At 45.8% G+C, this 17,523-nt stretch carries 10 protein-coding genes and 2 pseudogenes; 9 read left to right on the top strand and 3 right to left on the bottom strand.

The window, feature by feature from the left end; all coding sequences use genetic code 11:
- A pseudogene (locus tag N836_RS41865) lies at positions 1 to 539 on the bottom strand (IS4 family transposase); the annotation flags it as partial.
- 296 nt (positions 540 to 835) lie between these two features.
- Here N836_RS41865 and N836_RS41870 point away from each other — a divergent pair.
- The 4 genes from N836_RS41870 (at position 836) to N836_RS74340 (ending at position 3,221) form a co-directional block, all read left to right on the top strand.
- The gene (locus N836_RS41870) at positions 836 to 1,456 is read left to right on the top strand and encodes a TetR/AcrR family transcriptional regulator (protein WP_031291420.1); all 621 of its coding nucleotides are present in this window, start codon (positions 836 to 838) and stop codon (positions 1,454 to 1,456) included.
- Positions 1,457 to 1,508: 52 nt separating this feature from the next.
- The gene (locus N836_RS41875; protein WP_031291421.1) at positions 1,509 to 2,375 is read left to right on the top strand and encodes a helix-turn-helix transcriptional regulator; all 867 of its coding nucleotides are present in this window, start codon (positions 1,509 to 1,511) and stop codon (positions 2,373 to 2,375) included.
- An 88-nt stretch (positions 2,376 to 2,463) separates the two neighbouring features.
- Positions 2,464 to 3,075 (top strand): FMN-dependent NADH-azoreductase, encoded by a 612-nt coding sequence (locus N836_RS41880; RefSeq protein ID WP_023070509.1) that lies wholly within the window; start codon positions 2,464 to 2,466, stop codon positions 3,073 to 3,075.
- Entirely contained in the window at positions 3,072 to 3,221 is a 150-nt protein-coding gene (locus N836_RS74340) for a DUF924 family protein (RefSeq protein WP_023070510.1), read from the top strand. The genes N836_RS41880 and N836_RS74340 overlap by 4 nt, the downstream gene beginning before the upstream one ends.
- A 370-nt stretch (positions 3,222 to 3,591) precedes the next feature.
- Here the strand turns inward: N836_RS74340 and N836_RS78115 are convergent.
- A pseudogene (locus N836_RS78115) lies at positions 3,592 to 3,741 on the bottom strand (2OG-Fe(II)-dependent halogenase WelO5 family protein); the annotation flags it as partial.
- A 175-nt stretch (positions 3,742 to 3,916) separates the two neighbouring features.
- A complete protein-coding gene (locus tag N836_RS41885; protein WP_023070512.1) occupies positions 3,917 to 4,456 on the bottom strand; it encodes a 2OG-Fe(II)-dependent halogenase WelO5 family protein in 540 nt (179 codons plus the stop codon).
- Between the two features lie 585 nt (positions 4,457 to 5,041).
- Here N836_RS41885 and N836_RS76270 point away from each other — a divergent pair.
- The 5 genes from N836_RS76270 (at position 5,042) to N836_RS41910 (ending at position 17,467) form a co-directional block, all read left to right on the top strand.
- Positions 5,042 to 5,194 carry a hypothetical protein gene (locus N836_RS76270; RefSeq protein WP_161634919.1) on the top strand — a complete coding sequence of 51 codons (153 nt, stop codon included), beginning with the start codon at positions 5,042 to 5,044 and terminating at the stop codon, positions 5,192 to 5,194.
- A gap of 238 nt (positions 5,195 to 5,432) precedes the next feature.
- Entirely contained in the window at positions 5,433 to 6,176 is a 744-nt protein-coding gene (locus N836_RS77820; protein ID WP_023070514.1) for a hypothetical protein, read from the top strand.
- Between the two features lie 172 nt (positions 6,177 to 6,348).
- Positions 6,349 to 8,271 (top strand): hypothetical protein, encoded by a 1,923-nt coding sequence (locus N836_RS41900; protein WP_152532032.1) that lies wholly within the window; start codon positions 6,349 to 6,351, stop codon positions 8,269 to 8,271.
- Between the two features lie 103 nt (positions 8,272 to 8,374).
- Positions 8,375 to 9,208: a phytanoyl-CoA dioxygenase family protein gene (locus N836_RS41905; protein ID WP_023070516.1), complete on the top strand. Its 834-nt coding sequence runs from the start codon at positions 8,375 to 8,377 to the stop codon at positions 9,206 to 9,208.
- A gap of 69 nt (positions 9,209 to 9,277) precedes the next feature.
- A complete protein-coding gene (locus N836_RS41910) occupies positions 9,278 to 17,467 on the top strand; it encodes an RHS repeat-associated core domain-containing protein (RefSeq protein ID WP_023070517.1) in 8,190 nt (2,729 codons plus the stop codon).
- Positions 17,468 to 17,523 lie beyond the last annotated feature (56 nt).

Below are 17,523 nucleotides of genomic sequence, written 5' to 3' on the forward strand. Positions count from 1 at the left end.
TTTGGGACTATGAAATTCTCGGTCTCCTATCACCAATGTTGGATAGGGTTTCAATAATTTTAGAGCGATTTTTAAGACTCGTTTTTGGGTCCTCAGATTACTGTTGCCTATATGGTCTAATAGCTCCCAATAGAGCGGTAATGCATGAGTCCCCCATACCAGGGTCACCATAAACAGATTACGTCCTTTCCATTGCGTTCGGTCTATCGCAATCAACCAATACCCATACTTCTGATGCGTCTTTTTTTTAGCTGACGACGATGCTCTCGATTGAGACGATGCCCCGTTTGAGCTTGTCGAATCCAATATTTGAGCAACGGAAACCACAACACTTTAAGGCTCAAACGAGGCAGGACTAAAAACCGTTGCAGGTTCCGTTTTCGACTCGCATATTTGATCGGTTGAGGAAATAGACTGGCTAAGGCTCCAAGAGTGACTTGACGATGCGCTTGTATCAAAAGTAACACTAATTCCAGCGTTAGATACTGCTGCTCGTTCAGATGCTTACGGCAAATCGTTTGGTATACTTGAGGCAACATTTTATTTTTTGTGGGGGATCCATAGTCCCCTATTTTTTTGCCGTTTTATTTTCCCAAATCATTGCCAACTATAGGCTTGAAGTTCCTTGTCACCGTCTAAGATTTCAGGCACCAAATAGCCATAGCTTTAGACCGGTTGATCTCTTAAAATCAGCGATCGCAAAAATTTTGCCTGGACAACTAAGTTAAACAGATGTTTAATGCTTAATGGATTAGTTTTAGTTTGATAGATCAATGGGATGCCGATAGCTTGGCTGACCGGTAGAATACAGAACAACTATCAAACGGATGATCAAATGGGCTCTGCAGCTGTTACAAAGCAGCGAATCTTAGATGCGGCTGAACGCGCATTCGGCACCTATGGTTTTTCTCAGACAACCCTCCGCAGCATCGTCAAGGATGCGGGAGTGAATCTGGCCTTGGTGAATTATCACTTTGGTTCCAAGGAAGAGCTGTATCAGGCAGTTGTTGCTCGTATGGCTGAACCCATTATTGAACGCCAGTTGGCGGCATTAAGTCAGATTAACCTTGCTGCCGAGAAACCATCTTTAGAAGCTGTCTTAGACGCCTACATCAGACCAGGAATAGACTATTTACTACAGGACCAACAGTTAGTATTAAAACGGGCAAATTTTTTTGCTCGGTATTTTATGGAACCGATATCCGTTCAAAAGCTGACCGAATACGAGTTTGCCGAGAGCGACGCTCGGTTTTTGGATATATTGCAACGAGCAGTTCCAGAACAGTCTCGCATACAGCTAACTTGGAAGTTAGATGCTATTGTGCTGCTCTTAGTACGAGCCATGGGGCAAATTGGACAGCCCCACGCTCTGATCAAAAGCTACTCCAAAACAGATATCAATGCAGCCATTGCTGAGCTAGTGTCTTTTTCTGCCTACGGCATAAAAGGAGAATAACCATGTGAGAGACCTAAGACCGATCAACAACAAAGAGACCCACCCATTCCTGATGATGAACTTTACTAAAAGCGGTGACATTACTCAGGTATTACCTTCGGGGCCGCTGATCTCAAGTCAGCCAGGGCAGTGGCATGGTATTCATTTAGGGTACTATCATCACCCTGCCTACGAAATCCCTAAAATTATCTCTAAACAACACCTTATTTTGGTACACCTGGCGGTATCAACTCAAGTAGACCAATATTTAGGGCAACAGATTCAGACAATCCACTTACACCCAGGTAGTGTTCTGATTATTCCAGCCTACACCCCTCACTACGCCACTTGGGACACCGAAAATTATTACTTACTCCTTAGCATTGATCCGGCTGCGTTGCTTAATACGGTGCAGTCTGCTGGCGAAGCTGAGCTAATGCCCCATTTTGTTACCGCCGATCCTTTAGTTCATGGCATAGGGTTATCGCTTAAAACTGAGCTGGAGTCAGACAGCTTAGGCGGACGGCTGTATGCCGATTCCCTATGTACAGCACTATTTACCCACCTGGTACGTCACTACACGACAAAAGCGACACTACCATTTCAGACGACTGGAGGATTACCACGCTATCAGCTACGACAAGTGCTTGACTATATAGACGCCTGTCTTAGTCAAGAGTTAGCCTTGGCAGACCTGGCCGCATTGGTCAACCTCAGTCCAAACCACTTTACACGGTTATTTAAGCAGGCGACTGGTTTTACCCCCCACCAATATGTGATTAAACAGCGAGTTGAAAGAGCAAAGCAACGTTTGCTAGAAGGTCGATTAACTCTGGCTGAGGTCGCCCTTGATGTAGGATTTGCTCACCAAAGTCATCTTAATCGCCACTTTAAACGATGGGTCGGGTTTACGCCTAAAGCGTTTCTCAATAATCAGTGAGAATGTGCAAAAAATCGGAGAAAGCGGCAAGATCTGCCCTTCAGGTTCACGGCATACTTTAACTGTCTGTTGATCTATCCATAATTCCATGCCCCACATTCTTCATCTCGACTCCAGTCCACGGGGAAGTCGTTCAACATCACGCGCTCTTACAAAAGAATTTGTATCCGATTGGATACAGGTCCATCCCCAAGATACGGTCACCTATCGTGACATTGGCAAATATCCTGTGCCTCCCGTTGATGAATCATGGATTGCCGCTGCTTTTAACAAAGCTAACACCCTGCCAACTGAGCTGACCGGTGCCCTGACGATATCTGACGAGCTAATTGCCGAATTATTACAGGCCGATCGCTATGTATTTGGCGTTCCTATGTATAACTTTAGTATTCCAGCTAATTTCAAGGCGTATATCGACCAGGTGGTGAGAATCCACCGTACTTTTAATGCTGCGTGGGAAGGGCTATTAACTAACAAAAAAATGCTGATCGTCACATCGCGAGGTGATAGCTATGGTGAAGGTTCAGCCCTAGCCAGCTATGACTTTCAAGAACCCTATTTACGAACAGTCTTTGGGTTTATAGGGATTACTGATATCACCGTTTTCCATGCAGAGAACCTAAATGAGGGAAAAGATTCTCGTCAACAGGCTATCGCCCAGGTTCGTCATGCCATGCAGCAACTCATAGTCAGCTGGTGAGACTGGCGAGCTCGTTAGACTATGCTCATCGTCATCAGGAGATTATTGTTCAATTTGGTCGATTTCCCCATCGCAACGACATTTTAGGTCGTCAGGGCACTGCAGAAGAAATTGCTTTTCTGCAACAGCCAGAGTCCCGTTTTTAGATCCTGGTGGCTGTTCATTTTTCACTGGTTTAAATTGCTTCAAATGTCATCATCAGCGTTGCCATATCATTGGTTGCCAACGTGATCTCATCACGCTGCTCAACCTCGCCTCTGGATGTATCAAATCCCTCCATTGGAGGAGTAACTGGGCTCGACGTACTTTCTGATTACTGCCACTAAATATCTTGACTACTGACGTTAGGTGACGAAGTTCATCATCGCTCAGGCGGACAACATACTTTCTTCTGCATGGACCTTTGGTGTGCTCCATACAGCTTACTCCAACATTCTTCTAAATCCCAATTCTTAGCTTTGACGTTGCACTAGTTTCCTAAAACACCTATTGAGCCAAAAATAAGATAGATGAGGTTTAGCTCCAGTACCAGATTTTTTCCCAGGACCGATCAAAGGATAGGAAGCCACCTAGCGTGATGCGAGCTGTCGAGCCTACTACGGGGGTGATTCGGTGCAGACACCGACCGGAGGAAAATACAACCAGATCTCCAATTTCAGGATGGAGCCGAACCGAGTGATACTATTCAGCGATTTGCTCTGGATCCCATCTGCCATTCGGTAATGTCGGCTTATTGGGGTTTTCCAAGGTCAGCGCATAAACAATAAGTTCCCCCCCCCCCCGATTGAGACAGATAAGGGAGTGATAAAGCTGAGAAGGGTACTTGTATCTGCTTGCCTCTCTAATGATTGGTAGGCAGATAGGAAGAAGTGATGTCGTGGTGAATACCTATGCCTTGTCCGTGATGGAGCGATCGTACCGTATAGGGAATATAGGAACGTCCATCAATACTACAAGGAATTTCTACAGGTCTTCCGCCTGAGATTTTTCCGAGCACCCTTTCGATCTCGTGCTGGGGATTAAATGACGGGTCGAATAGACGATCGATCATCTCACGGTATAATCGATTTTTATCAAGGTAAGTATCTAATGATTGACCTGTGGGGCTTTTCCCACTAGGCGTGAGAGAAACCCCGAGAACTCGAATGTTCTCACCGTCTATTTCCGATGAATTGGTTTGGAGCCACTCTAGATCGACTGCTCCGGACTCAGCTCGCGAGTCTGCCAACCGTGAACGTTTAGGACAGAACGCACGCCGAACGAGCAACACATCAATCTGATCGAGGTAGAGATCCTCAAGGGCCATGGGAAAGTCCTCAATTTGGGCAAAATCTATTTCAATCACCCTCACCATTCGTTTTAGAAATTCAGTAGCAATCATCGTTGTTCTTCTCGTGTGTGCTTCACTGGATTCAATTTTTGCAACAAAAACTCCCTCAGAGCTCTTTGTTTTCAATTCTTTTAGAGTTGTTTTCTCGCCACCTGAAGTGATTGCGATCTAATTTTTTCAAAAAAACGTTACTGTCCCACCATAGCAAATCGGCTTAGGTTAACCATCGAAATAGGCACATCATTTCTCTAATTGTCGAGGTTTAGAGACTTATTTTCTATATTGAGTGTGATTTTAATGTATGTACGGTGAGGCATATGAAAACATGCATCTATACAATACATTTAAAGGCTCTTTTGTATAAAAGAGCCTCGCATTTCATGTTTTGTATTGTGAAACACCCTATGTTTTACGTTTTATGTAAAATCAGTTTTTCTTGATGGATTGCCGATGTAGCCTTTTAGGTATAACGAAATGTGGCTTTTTGGAAATAATTGATTTGTTGGGCAGTGCGCTAATCCAGCCCTCAAATCAGACATGATGTTACAGAATCAATCTTTTTCTCTGTGGAAGGTGAACTTTTCCCTCGACACAGAGCAGAGATCGCTTGCACTATTCAAATCAAAGGAGAATATTATGGCGAAAGACATCACTGTTTTGCCAGGCGAAATCTATATTGTTACGGATCAAGATCGAGATTTTGGTACCGTTACAATTCAGCTTGGAGGTCAGCTTAAGATCTCAACAGCGGCTCAAGTCACTATCCAAAAGCTCATCAAGGAGACATAGAATCCAAGTCTGCCGGGCTAAGTAAGCTAGTTGTGCTTGCTAGTCCGTAAGTTTTTGCTGACTAATAAGTTTATTGACGGATATTTCTGTTTGCAGAGAAAGAACAACAGTTTCTGGACAGAGCTGTTGAGGTTTTGTGTTGCCGGAATCGGTATCAGTCAGAAATATCCTAGAACCCAAGTTTCTCAACAACAAGACATTAGACCACTAGTAAAACGATTAGGAGTTTAACGAACCAATGGAAATGCATTCTTTAATCGCTGAGGCGGTCGCCTTAGGTCAATCAACACCAGATATCGCCATTATGGGCGACCAGGGTAGTGCAGGCAGTCATGGGCAAGACGGTAATGCTGGACAGTCTGGAGTTGATGGAAGAAATGGTAGTTGTAATTGGAAGACTGGGTGTAGTGGTAGTTCAGCTGGCACAGGCGGCGGCAATGGCGGCAATGGTGGTGATGCCTCCAAGGGTCGCGAAGGAGGAGATGCGCTACCAGCTAAGATTTATGTTGGTGAACTCACCGGAACTATCTTTGTCGCTGGACGAGGTGGTAACGGTGGCGATGGTGGTGTTGGTGGTGCTGGCGGTGCTGGCGGCAAAGGTGGTAAAGGTGGCAATGGTGCCTCAGATGGTGCTTATCACACTGGCCCGTCTTCCGGTGGCAACGGTGGCGATGGTGGCGATGGTGGCGATGGTGGTAACGGTGGCAACGGTGGTAACGGTAGCCTCGTGGAAATCGTATATGGGAAGCTCAATGACAGTAGTGGATTTGTTCCTATCTCCGAGCCAAGCCAGCCAGGCAGTGGCGGTGCTGGTGGCGTAGGTGGCAGCGCTGGAGCTGGCGGTCAGGGTGGTAGCCCGAACGGTGGTAATGGTAGTCCGGGAGATACAGGTAACACGGGGGTATCTGGGCATAAAGGCTCCTCCGGTGGAACACCGAGTACCTTCAGTATTCGTCAGGGCACGTTAGCTACGCTGAGCTAGAAGCCACTTTATTGCTCTATTTGGAGGGTATCTCCTACCTGATTAGGAGATACTCACCCCCTACAATTTATTCAACAACACTCAGATATGGGTGTCCTAGCTTCGGAGAATGACGAGTTTTCAGTTGCTAGAAGTACAAAATTAACTCTTTGCAATCCCAACGGAATGGATTATGCTTTCTTATTCGGCTCGTCTTAGACGTAAAGTTAATCGTCTTTGCATAGCTACGGAAGGTCTTTCTGGCACAGTCGAGTCAGCAAAAAACTTGTGTCAAAATCTCCTGGCTGCCCCCCTGGGTGGCCAGAATTATCTTGCCGGTGCTTCAGCTCTTAATAATGATGGGGTGCCGCTTCAGCTTTGTCTTTCTTCCTCTAGACGCGGAATTGCACTGCGGGTGATTGGTGATCCAGGTACACATTACGACAACTTAGAAGCTCGCTACCAGTGTTCTCGTGAGACTCTTGAGCGCTGCATGGAGTTGGCTGATTCATCTTCAATCTCACCGCTTGTCACCAATACGCTGACACATCTAATTCCATCGTCAGAGGTGCAACGTGCCCAATACTCTAATGGCTTTATATGGATTGCTGCAAGTCCAGTCTTGCCAGGACTTGCAGTCTATATTGATACGGCTCCGCTGGGTAAGGCTGGGGCATGGAAAAAAATTGAGGAGTGGCTGAGTGAAGTACTGCCTTGTACTGATGAAGCTACTAGAATACTAGCAACACTCCGCCAGTGTACTGTTCCTGCAAGTGCAGGGCTAGAAGGCCATACAAAATCTAATTTGAGGGCAAAAGTTTACTTCCGGCTGACAGAGTCGCTGAGGCTTGAACAGCTTAATGTCGATCTGTTTGCTGATCGTCGGATCTTTGAATTTCTACAAATTGCCATGGGGCGTTTCGGCGTTGACCGTGATGGCTTGGTTCTCAGTGTTGGATTTAGAGTGGAAACTGGCGAACTTGCCGATGTCAAAGTAGATCTATGTGGCCATTGTCTTACCTATGAAAACAATGAGTGGCTTGAAATTATAAATCAGTTGAGCAGTCAGTTTGGGCTGACATCCCTGCCAGTTGATGCTGCTTTAAATGAATACGGTTGCCGAGTAGCGTTTATTGGATTTGGCCTTGATCGAGCTCAGAAATGTCGTCTTAATCTATATTTGAATGCAGCCGAATCCCAAGATGAACCGTTACAAGACGAACTTGAAGCTGCCCTTACCGACGGTGTTCGTTATTTATGCGCACTCCAAGACCAAGACGGACACTGGGCAGACTACCAACTACCTGTGGGTGTATCCGATCAATGGATCACTGCCTATGTTGGTTTAGCGCTAGCCAGAGTTGGAAACTATTGGAAAAATAAGACAGCACTTTTAGCTGCGGAGCGAGCCGCAGATTGGTTATGCTCAGAGCGTTCTTATCCTGCTGGTTGGGGCTACAATGCGACCACTGGACCTGATGCAGACTCTACAGCCATGGCAATTGGTTTGCTCAGAGAATTAGGACGATTGATTCAACCTGAAGACCAATCTTTTCTATATGACCACTGGCGGGTTGAAGGTGGATTGGCAACTTACGATGGTCCACAGGCTTGGGGGGTAGCCCATTGGGATGTTACTCCATTTGGGTATCTCGGTCTCAACTCAGAACAACAGAACGAGTTACGGGATAGCTTTATGACTGCGCTGAAAGCTAATCTCACAGAAAATGGCATGTGGAGAGCCTACTGGTGGCGCAACCCTTACTACAGTACGTTTTTGACTCTGGAAGTGCTGGCTGAGCTTGGTATTCAGGAACCTGAACAAGAAAGAGAAGACAATCGTTTTGAAGTTACCAATCCCTTTGATCTGGCTTGTGTGATCGGTATCCACCACCTACGGGCGATTCCATCGGATTGGCAGCGGTCTCCTTTACGTGGTCTTCTCAACTGGCAACAAAACGATGGACGTTGGCTAGGGCATCCCAATTTGAGGGTCACAGATGATAGCTGTTTTGAGCCTTGGGATAAACCAATCGGAGAGTACTACACAGATCATGCTGCGACAGTAACTACTGCCACCGTTATCCGTGTACTGACATCTATTCTGACAAAGTAGTAAGTGAGCATTATGCCTGGCATCTTTTACTCTCACTGATTTGTAAAGGTTACAATCTCTCATTTGAACATCATAATATCTAAAGATAAGGAACTTGTTTTAGATGCCTCGAAGAATTTTTAATCATGCGGATGACGATGCTGCTTTTCGTGAGCAAGGTTTTGTCATGCTTGACCTATTAAAGCCTACTGACATTCAATCTCTAAGTTGTTTCTATGAAGATGTCGATGGTCTGCATGACAGTGAATTTTCGGCAACGGTCCTAACGGATTGTTTTGATATGCGGCAGCGTGTGCATCAAAAAGTAAGCAGCGTTTTTCGCGAACGTCTGCTTCCTGTCCTTAATAACTACCGTATTGTGGTAGGGAGCTTTGCCGTAAAGAGGGCCAACAGCAATTTCAGCAAGGTAGGTCTCCATCAAGATTTAACATTTGTCAAAAATGAAGGTGAGGAAGTAGGCCTCAGTTTATGGTGTCCACTCTCAGAGGTGAATGCAGAAAATGGGTATCTGGGAGTGGTTCCTGGTAGTCACCGATTTAATAGCAACTATCGTGAGCCGTGCTCTCTGCCTTATCCAGAGCTGATCAATTTGATTGAGGAAAAATTCGTAACTTATATTCCTATGCGACCTGGTCAAGTGCTGTTTTTAGATAATCGTATGTTCCATTGTTCTCCTCGCAATACAACAGAACATAATCGGGTAGTTGCTGCCGGGATTGCAGTTCCTCGAGAATCTCAACTCATCTATTGTCATCGAGACCTTGAGGTTGATACCGACATTCTCGAGATCTATGAAGTTACTGATGATTTTTGGTTAAGCAATTTGGTTGGCGAACGCCCCCACGAGGGCTGTTGTATTGGCAAAGTGCCGCGCATCGTATCCAAATTAACAGTCGCTGATTTAGCAACTGAAACATCAAACGCTGTTCCTATCTAGATAGTTATATATGTAAACGCTCATATATTTACATCGCTTTCATTCTCTGCAGACCAAGGAATTTGTCCCATGACCAACCAGTCTTTAGCCAACAATCCCACCGGTCCAAGCCGCTCTCAGATTCCAGAGATCCGCTCTTTCCAGTTTGACAAGGCGGCTATTGGCGATATTAAGAGTAGTGTTAACTACTTTCGTGGCAATATTCAACTGCCGATTGATTTTCTCACACTAACGGGGCGAGAGGGACTTGAAGTCAAGGTCTCCGCTATGTACAGCAGCACTATTAAAAAACAGGTCACAACTTGGAACTCTGAAGCGCCCACAAGTGTACTTGGGCTTGGGTGGGATATGCCCCTCAATTATATTGAAGTCTATAAAGCAAGCAGCGGCTCTGTCACGTCCGATACCTATTATTTAGTTGCTAACGGATCAGCCAATCCATTGGTCAAAACGCAGCAAATTAGTAGCACTGTATGGGCTTTTCAAACTAGAAATTATGAGTTCTGGGATATTCAATACGATACTCTCAATGAGACTTGGCAAATCATTAAAGAAGATGGATTTGTTTACTCATATGGCAGCAGCAGCCACAGTAATGCTATCCAATACGGTGTTAAATGGGGTAACTGGATCGGTAGTAGTAATCAACTTGCCGGGCAGGAACAATATTGTGCGGCTTGGAACCTGGCATCGATCGAATCACCCTGGGGACACCGTGTCACTTACACCTATCATAATGTCGAGCAATCCGTTGGTTCTGGTGGCCAAAAATTTACTCAGGCATCTTATGTCAAAACTTTGGTTGATAGCTATGGCAGAACAATTACCTTCAACTATGGAGAAAAGTACGGAGTTAATAACCCAAGCCAGCTTGGCATTTTAGAATACCAAGCTGCAAATGCTCAATTCCCAGAGCCAAATGCGTATCAGGATAGGTATGAAACCCTATTTCTAGATTCTGTTGATGTTAGTAATGCCGATGGTCTCGAACTTTATCGATTGAAGTGTGTTTATGATTTTGTTAACACAGCAGTAACGAGTGATCCAGCATATAATCTGTTGTGGAAACGCTGCCTCAAGTCTGTTTATCAGTATGCTGCGGATGGAACGTCGTTGCCGGGAATGCAGTTTGAATATGCTGAACAGAACGAGGTGAACCCTGGAGCACTCAAGTCAGTTACTTACCCCTCAGGGGGGATTGCGCACATAAAATATAAGAAGAATTTTATTAACGCCCCAAAACGTGTCACAGTTACTAACCCTCTACCAGGTAGTACACCGGGTGTTTGGCATGGTGACGATTACGTTGTATTCACATTCTGTCAGCCAGATAAAGCAGGTATCAATGTGCTTGTTCGGTCTTGGGATGGTCGCTGGGTCGAGTCAGATATTACTGCTCCCAATATGAATGGTATTCAAGCCGATCCCAAGAGTGTAACAGTCCTGACTCAGACAGATTTTATTGCTGTGTCATTGCGAAATCAAAATGCGTCACAAGATGAGATTTATATCTATCAACGTGATAAAACAGGTTTTGGCGGTTGGACGCTTTATAATCAGCAACCGTTTCTATTGAGACTTAATGCCAATGCAGGAGCTTCTATAGTTACAGCTGGCACAGATTTTGTTATTGCTTACAACCAAGATTACGCTGTGAGTGCCATTCAAGGCTTTTCCTACAGTTGGAAAACACAGCAATGGACGTCGCCGAGTATAGGACCGGACATAGGTGGAGAGACGGGCGCAACAATTGCAGCGCTACAGAATTACTACATAGTGGTTCGCTATTTTCATGATCAACAACGAGCTGAGTTTCAGATTCTGTATCGTGACTTGGAAAATAATTGGCAACGTGCACAATCGTGGACAGTCAGTTCTTTTGATGTCGTGGAATCAGAAGGACGTTTATTGTTTGCTGTGGCTCCCAATCCGACCTATGTTGCGGTTACCCATGTAACTCTCTACGAAAGCAGTAAAATCTCCTATCGGATTGATAGTTTTGACTGGAATGAAGGGTTTGATGTTCTTAACGCTAGGAATCCAGCACAAGTCGATCTTGAGTCACCCATTGATAATGGAAAGTCTGTCTATAACGTCTTTAGAACCCTCACGACTGGATCGTTTGTTAACAATAATATTGCTAACCTCCGTAAACTTGGAGAATATGGCAACAATGCCGGTGTGCAGTGGGTCCAACAAGAATTTACTAAACCAGCGGCTAGCTCCACAATTCAGACAGCAGCTGGTGAAGATTTCGCCTTATTGTGCGAAACTGCAAATACCGTGCAAAAGAATCAACTGTTGACGTTTAACCCTAACTTTCCAACAGCGGGGTGGCAGTTCCCCTCTGTTACGAATACCGGTAGCTATCCAACTGCTAGCAGCAACTATCTGACGGTGGGCAAGACCATCTACCATCGCAACTTTGAAGGTCAATGGCTCCCAATGAGACAGGAACTCAGTAACCTCAGGGCAGAAGAAACTGTTCAAAATCAGGGGCCTAACTATATTGCCTATCAAGATACTGCTACAGCTGGTAGTAAGACTTATTTCGTCGCTCTTAAAAATGGTCAGGTATCGACACCCACTGAACTGCCGGGGGGTGCACAAAGAATCTATGTACCCACTGACGAAGCTTGCGTCGGTCCAGGCACAAATTTAGCAGGTCCAAGATTTCTGATCAGCTACGCGTCTACATCATTTTGTGATGCGGATAAGCTCTATTTGCAAAATCTGGATGAGGGAGATATCCAGGACTACGCATACGACTATCCAGTGGCCTATGTTGAGATTGAAGATGCCTATGACTCTGCTCAGTCTTTCTCTCAATCATACTTTTATGCTAATTCGAGCGATGCTCAAATTGGCTATAATACCCAAACTGGTCTAACCCAATACCCCCTCGTTTACGAAGTTCCTGGCATTCAATCAGCATCAGATTCACCCCCATCTACACAACCTGATGGTCGTAGTGAGCGCTATTTCTCAAATGGCTTGTCGCCACAGCGGGGACTGTATCCTACGACGTGGGTATACAACTATCAATATCTGCTCAATGGCATGCTTCTGGCTCAAAAGGACTTCGATGCCGATAACAACTTGGTATCGTCACAACTTAACTATTGGCAGGTGTTTACCAATGATGCTAATGCTAGCAGCAAACTTTACGGTGGCTATGCTCGCCTAATGCGCCAAACAGCGGTTATCGATGGTGTGATCAGCGATTCGACCAGTACATATGACGAGACAACTGGGGTGCAGCTATGGCAGGAACAGCAATATTATGACAGCGAAGGAACTGCTAAAAAACTGCGATCCGAGACGAAATATGCCTGGCAGGTACCAGCATATAAATCCACCTTCCTCAATCAACATATCTATACAGCTGTTGTAGAAGAAACACAAAGTGTGATTGACGACAATGCAGATACTCGTAATTACATCAACAGTGAGGTAACAACTTATCGAAATTGGGCTGAGCAGACACCAAGTATCCAATGTCTAAATAATGCTGGTGATAGCTGTAAGCTTGCCCCTTATCAAAAATATACGTGGACCACACCAGGGTCTTCGCCTCCTGAGTTTGATTTTTTGTTTGGTGCTGAGCGTCCAGGATGGTTGTTAACTACTGAAATCCTACAGCGATCGCAAACGGAAGGTGTGATTGAAGAACAACGGGATGTCAATGGCGTTTCTAAGTCATTCCTTTATGACCAGTTTGAACGCTACAAGGTTGCCGAGTTCCCAGATGGAAGTTTGACCGGAGATGAGATTAGTTATTATGGTTTCGAAAGCTATGAAGGTGAGACTGGCTGGGCATTAGGGGCTGGCGCACAGATTGTACCCAATGCAGAAGATACCGTTGTTGATGCCCATACCGGGTCGTATAGCTTGAAACTGAGTGCATCGACGACCGGCAACGCCGGTATTTCCCAGACTTTTCTACCTGCACGTCAAGGCATCAGCTATATCTTCTCTGCCTGGGTCAAGAAACCCGAGGGCTTTGATAAGGATAAAGGCAATAGCTGTTGGCAGATAGATGTGGCAGGTGGACAAACTATCACCCTTGAGTTTCCCGATACTGTTGGGCAATGGGTCTACGTTTATCAGGTTTTCAACGTACCAGACGATACTACTGGAGTTACGATTTCAGGAGAGAATTTCAATTCCGCTAGTGATATTCTGATTGATGACATTCGCTTCTCACCATTGAGTTGTCAATTCGAGGGGACCGGATACAATGTCCGCCTGTGGTTGCCAAATGCGGGGTTGGGGGCAAACGGTGAATCCGATCGTAAGGTCCATAGTCGATTGCTACAATCTGTAATCGAGACGAATAGTGCAGATCTAGTCACAAAACTGACTTCTCAGTATTTTTCACGGTCAGGCAATCAGGGCAAATTTGTACTCTCTGATCCTAACAAAGACGTGACCCTGCGAGCTGCTGCAGGGGGAAGCCTGTACACATTCAATCGAGGGTCCGAATGGCAACAGTTGTGGCAAGCACAATCTAATGTTTGGGTGGTGGAAGCAGAATATCTTACCCAAAAAACAGCTGGTCTTTCTGGCACTTTATCAATTACAGATACACGATATCGTTCAGACTACATGATCGATGTTGGTTTTGCGACGCTTGAGGCTGTCAGTCAACCACTCGGCATTCGCTTCGGTCAGCTGCTGGCTGCTCAATGGAACCCCAAAACATTGGTTTGGGAGCTACTCGATTGTCAAGATGAATCAGTGCTTGATTCAGTTTCAACAACATTGTTTACGATTCCCACCGAACCATTCAAAGATGAATTAGAGCAGGGGATTGTGAGCGACAACCTGCAAACCCTATTCGATATGGCCAACTATCCGCTGCCAGCCAATGCAACGGTCAGTCCTGGCAATGTCGCGAATCAAAGCTGGGTGCTGGCAAGTGCAACGGATCGCTTCCGCTATCAATTGTTAGAGGAGGGAGACTCTATCGGCGTGCATCGTGTGGCGGGTGACTGGACGGTGATCGTTGCCGATCGCATGGTGATCTTTCAAGTAGAAGGCCGATCAATATTCAGCTACGCAGCTCCTAACCTGTTAACCGAGGCGGCACCAGAGCTTTTCTTTGGAAATCATGTGGCTATTTCGCGCTTAGCCACTAGCTTGGCTCCACAGGTAGAAACGAGTTTCCAAGATTCCTGTGGTAATGAGATTCAATTACAAGCCCTTGCCGACAATCGTATGGTGGTGAGCCAAACTATTTGGGATAGTATGGGGCGCTCGGCGGTTCGAACCAAGTCTGCCTACATTACACCAGATGTTAATCCGCTGTTGACTTACTGTACCCAATTCGCCAGTCTCAACTGGACTACTGGTCAGATGACCGGCCTGGTGAACGATGCTTACCCAGATGATGAGGGTTTTCCCTATGCTCGCGAAAGATATGAGCCATCGCCCCTCGCCCGCGTGGTTGAACAAGGTGCACCCGGAAAGCTTTTTAGTATTGGAGCTCACAGCACAAGTATTGCATACACAGGAGACGACGAAAAATTCCTCAAAAATACGACCACCAACCCGAACGGTGATGTGTTCTTTGAACTTCAAAATGGCCTTGATCAAACAGTGTCCCGAGTTGCTATTGGTCAGGAAGACAATGTCGAAAATCAAACAATTTTTGATGATGCGGGTAACCCTGGGCAACAGCGTTCACCGAATTACTTCTCTCCCCCAACAGATTCTACTGCAGCTGATTGGGTTGATACACAAACATTCGATTATGGCGGGCGAGTCATATCTTCCCAATCGGGAAAGCAGGGCACGACTTACTATATCTATGATCCTGCAGGGAATCTACGCTTCATGCAAGATCCCCAAGGGGCACAATCTGGCCATTTCAATTATGTGAAATATGATGTGCTTAACAGATCGATTGAAACTGGCTATTTGGTGGGGCAGTGGGATGCTCAGACCCTTCAAAAATATGCTGACACCCAACCAGACTGGCCGTCAACGCCACTCACCTGGCGCAAGAAATATGATTACGATGGGGGACAAACTATTAAATTTGCCATTGGTCGAATCACCCAAGTACAAGTCAATAATACCGACGATGGTAAAGCTGATATTATTGAACAATTCCGCTATGACATTCTTGGAAATACGACGACTAAAACTATAATTGCTGAAGACTTCGACAGTGGCGTTCAACATTCTGTAGACTATGAATACAACAATCTCGGTATGGTCACCCGAATTATCTATCCTGCCACATCCGCTGATGAACGTTTTAGTCTTTACTATCGCAGCAATCGCTTACAACAATTAAGTGCGATCGCTGAAACGGCAGATTTCTCGCAGCCAATGGCCACTTTCTCTTATAGAGCCAATGGCCAGCCACTGGAAGAGACTATGCTTCTAGGTGATGAGTTAGTCAAGCAAACATTTGACTTTAACTCTCCTCTCTGGCTCAAAAATATTAAGCAAGAGAATTCTGCTAATGAAACCCTATTTGGTGAAACGTTGTCCTATACAGAAGGTGGTTTTAATGACGCTCAGTATTATGATGGTACGATCGCGTCTACAACCTTCACGGGGACATCGGATGACGCGTATAAGTATTCTTACAACAACCTTGGGGCGATCGAAAATGCTGACAACCAAAAACAAGAGCATGACACCCTCGGAGTTACGAAGAGTGTGGAATATGACGCCAACGGTAACTTTGACCTGTTTGTTCGTGGAGCTGTGGAAAGACAGTATAACTATGTCAGCGGTACCCAGAGAGTCCAGACCGTTTGCGATGTAGCTGATGACTCTGTGCTTGCCAGTTATAGCTATGATCAAAATGGTAATACCACAACAGCCAAGACGACAGCGTCTGGTTTGTCATCCGCACAGGATCTGACATTTACCTATGATCCAGGAATAAAGATGACAACTCAGATTGTCAATGCCGTTAGTGGAGGCAAAACTCTGGCGTTTCGCTATGGACATGATAACGGACGTGTTCAGAAAGATGTTTGGCAAAACTCACAATTGATCGAGAAGAAACTGTACATCCGAGACCTTAATGGGATGCCGCTATGTGAGTTAACAACCGATGTCAGTAGTCAAGTGACTGCTCCGACAGTTTACATCTACAGTCCAAGTGGTGTGATGATGATGCGCAGGGATGATCAGACCTATGGCATCTTGAAGGATCACCTGGGCTCAGTTCGAGTTGTTCTAGATCAAAAAGCAACTATCGTAGCAAAATACGATTACTTACCCTTTGGTATGCTCTCTGCTTTCGATGAACCATCAGAAGGGTTTATGTCGTATTTGTTTACAGGTCAGGAGTTTGATTGGGAGTGTGGACTTTACAACTATCGTGCTCGATTCTACTCGGCTGAACTGGGTCGTTTTTTAGAGGTTGATCCTCAGAAACAGTTCTTCAGCCCATATATCTATTCAGCAAATAACCCTGTGCTGTTTGTTGACCCAACAGGTTCAATTTCAACTTGGGCACGGGTATTGTTTGGTGTGGGAATGGCAATTGTAGGCGTAGGCGTAATTGTTGCAACAATAGCCACAGGAGGAGCCGCATCCCCTGCTGTGGCAGCTTGGGCCGCAGGCCTCGGTGCAAGTGCTACAGTAGCCAGTGCAGCTGGAACTGTAGCTGCTGTGGCAGTATCAGCCACCCTGGGAGCTGCATCTGGTGCTGCCCTCGGCAGTGCTTTCTATGCGTTAGGTACCAGTAATGAGGATTTCAGTTGGTCAACTCTCGGACAGCAAGCTGCACTTGGAGCGATCGCGGGGGCTATTACTGGCGGTGTTGGCCAAGGTCTGTCAATTGGTGGTCAGGCTATTGCCACAGCAGCGACCGGTATTAGCGAAACCGGATCACAGTGGGCTGCCTCATTGACAAACCAAGCATTGATCAGCCACGCAACTCGAACAGCCATTGTCGGAGGCCTATCCAGTGCTATTGCAGGAGCCACCGCATCAGGGGTCAGTGGTGCGATATCGAATGTTTGGGGTTTAACGGACTTGAGTCCTAGTGACATGGCCTTTTCCATCTTGGGCGGTTTGGGTAAAGGTGCAGTTAAAGGCGCAGGCGGTGGAGTTGGAGGAGCTGCATTTAGTGCACGCATCAAGGCTCCAGCTTTGAGAGTATGGGCATCACTGTCCACTAAACAAACAGCGGTAGGAGGAACTATAGGCGGTGTAGCTGGAGTAGCAACTGTAGGAGGAGCCTATGGATACCTGTATAACCGAGAGTTGGAGAGAGAAGGGGCATAGGATTGTGCCTGGTGTGTCAATGTTTTAGAGGAATGGAGAATGGACTATAAGCAAGA

The organism is Leptolyngbya sp. Heron Island J, assembly GCF_000482245.1.
Taxonomy (GTDB): Bacteria; Cyanobacteriota; Cyanobacteriia; order Phormidesmidales; family Phormidesmidaceae; genus Leptothoe.

Excerpts from the sequence above, each read along its gene's own strand:
- N836_RS41905 (WP_023070516.1), top strand. The coding sequence starts at position 8,375 with ATGCCTCGAAGAATTTTTAATCATGCGGATGACGATGCTGCTTTTCGT.
- N836_RS77820 (WP_023070514.1), top strand. The coding sequence starts at position 5,433 with ATGGAAATGCATTCTTTAATCGCTGAGGCGGTCGCCTTAGGTCAATCA.
- N836_RS41870 (WP_031291420.1), top strand. The coding sequence starts at position 836 with ATGGGCTCTGCAGCTGTTACAAAGCAGCGAATCTTAGATGCGGCTGAA.
- N836_RS41875 (WP_031291421.1), top strand. The coding sequence starts at position 1,509 with ATGATGAACTTTACTAAAAGCGGTGACATTACTCAGGTATTACCTTCG.
- N836_RS41880 (WP_023070509.1), top strand. The coding sequence starts at position 2,464 with ATGCCCCACATTCTTCATCTCGACTCCAGTCCACGGGGAAGTCGTTCA.
- N836_RS76270 (WP_161634919.1), top strand. The coding sequence starts at position 5,042 with ATGGCGAAAGACATCACTGTTTTGCCAGGCGAAATCTATATTGTTACG.
- N836_RS41900 (WP_152532032.1), top strand. The coding sequence starts at position 6,349 with ATGCTTTCTTATTCGGCTCGTCTTAGACGTAAAGTTAATCGTCTTTGC.
- N836_RS41885 (WP_023070512.1), bottom strand. The coding sequence starts at position 4,456 with ATGATTGCTACTGAATTTCTAAAACGAATGGTGAGGGTGATTGAAATA.
- N836_RS41910 (WP_023070517.1), top strand. The coding sequence starts at position 9,278 with ATGACCAACCAGTCTTTAGCCAACAATCCCACCGGTCCAAGCCGCTCT.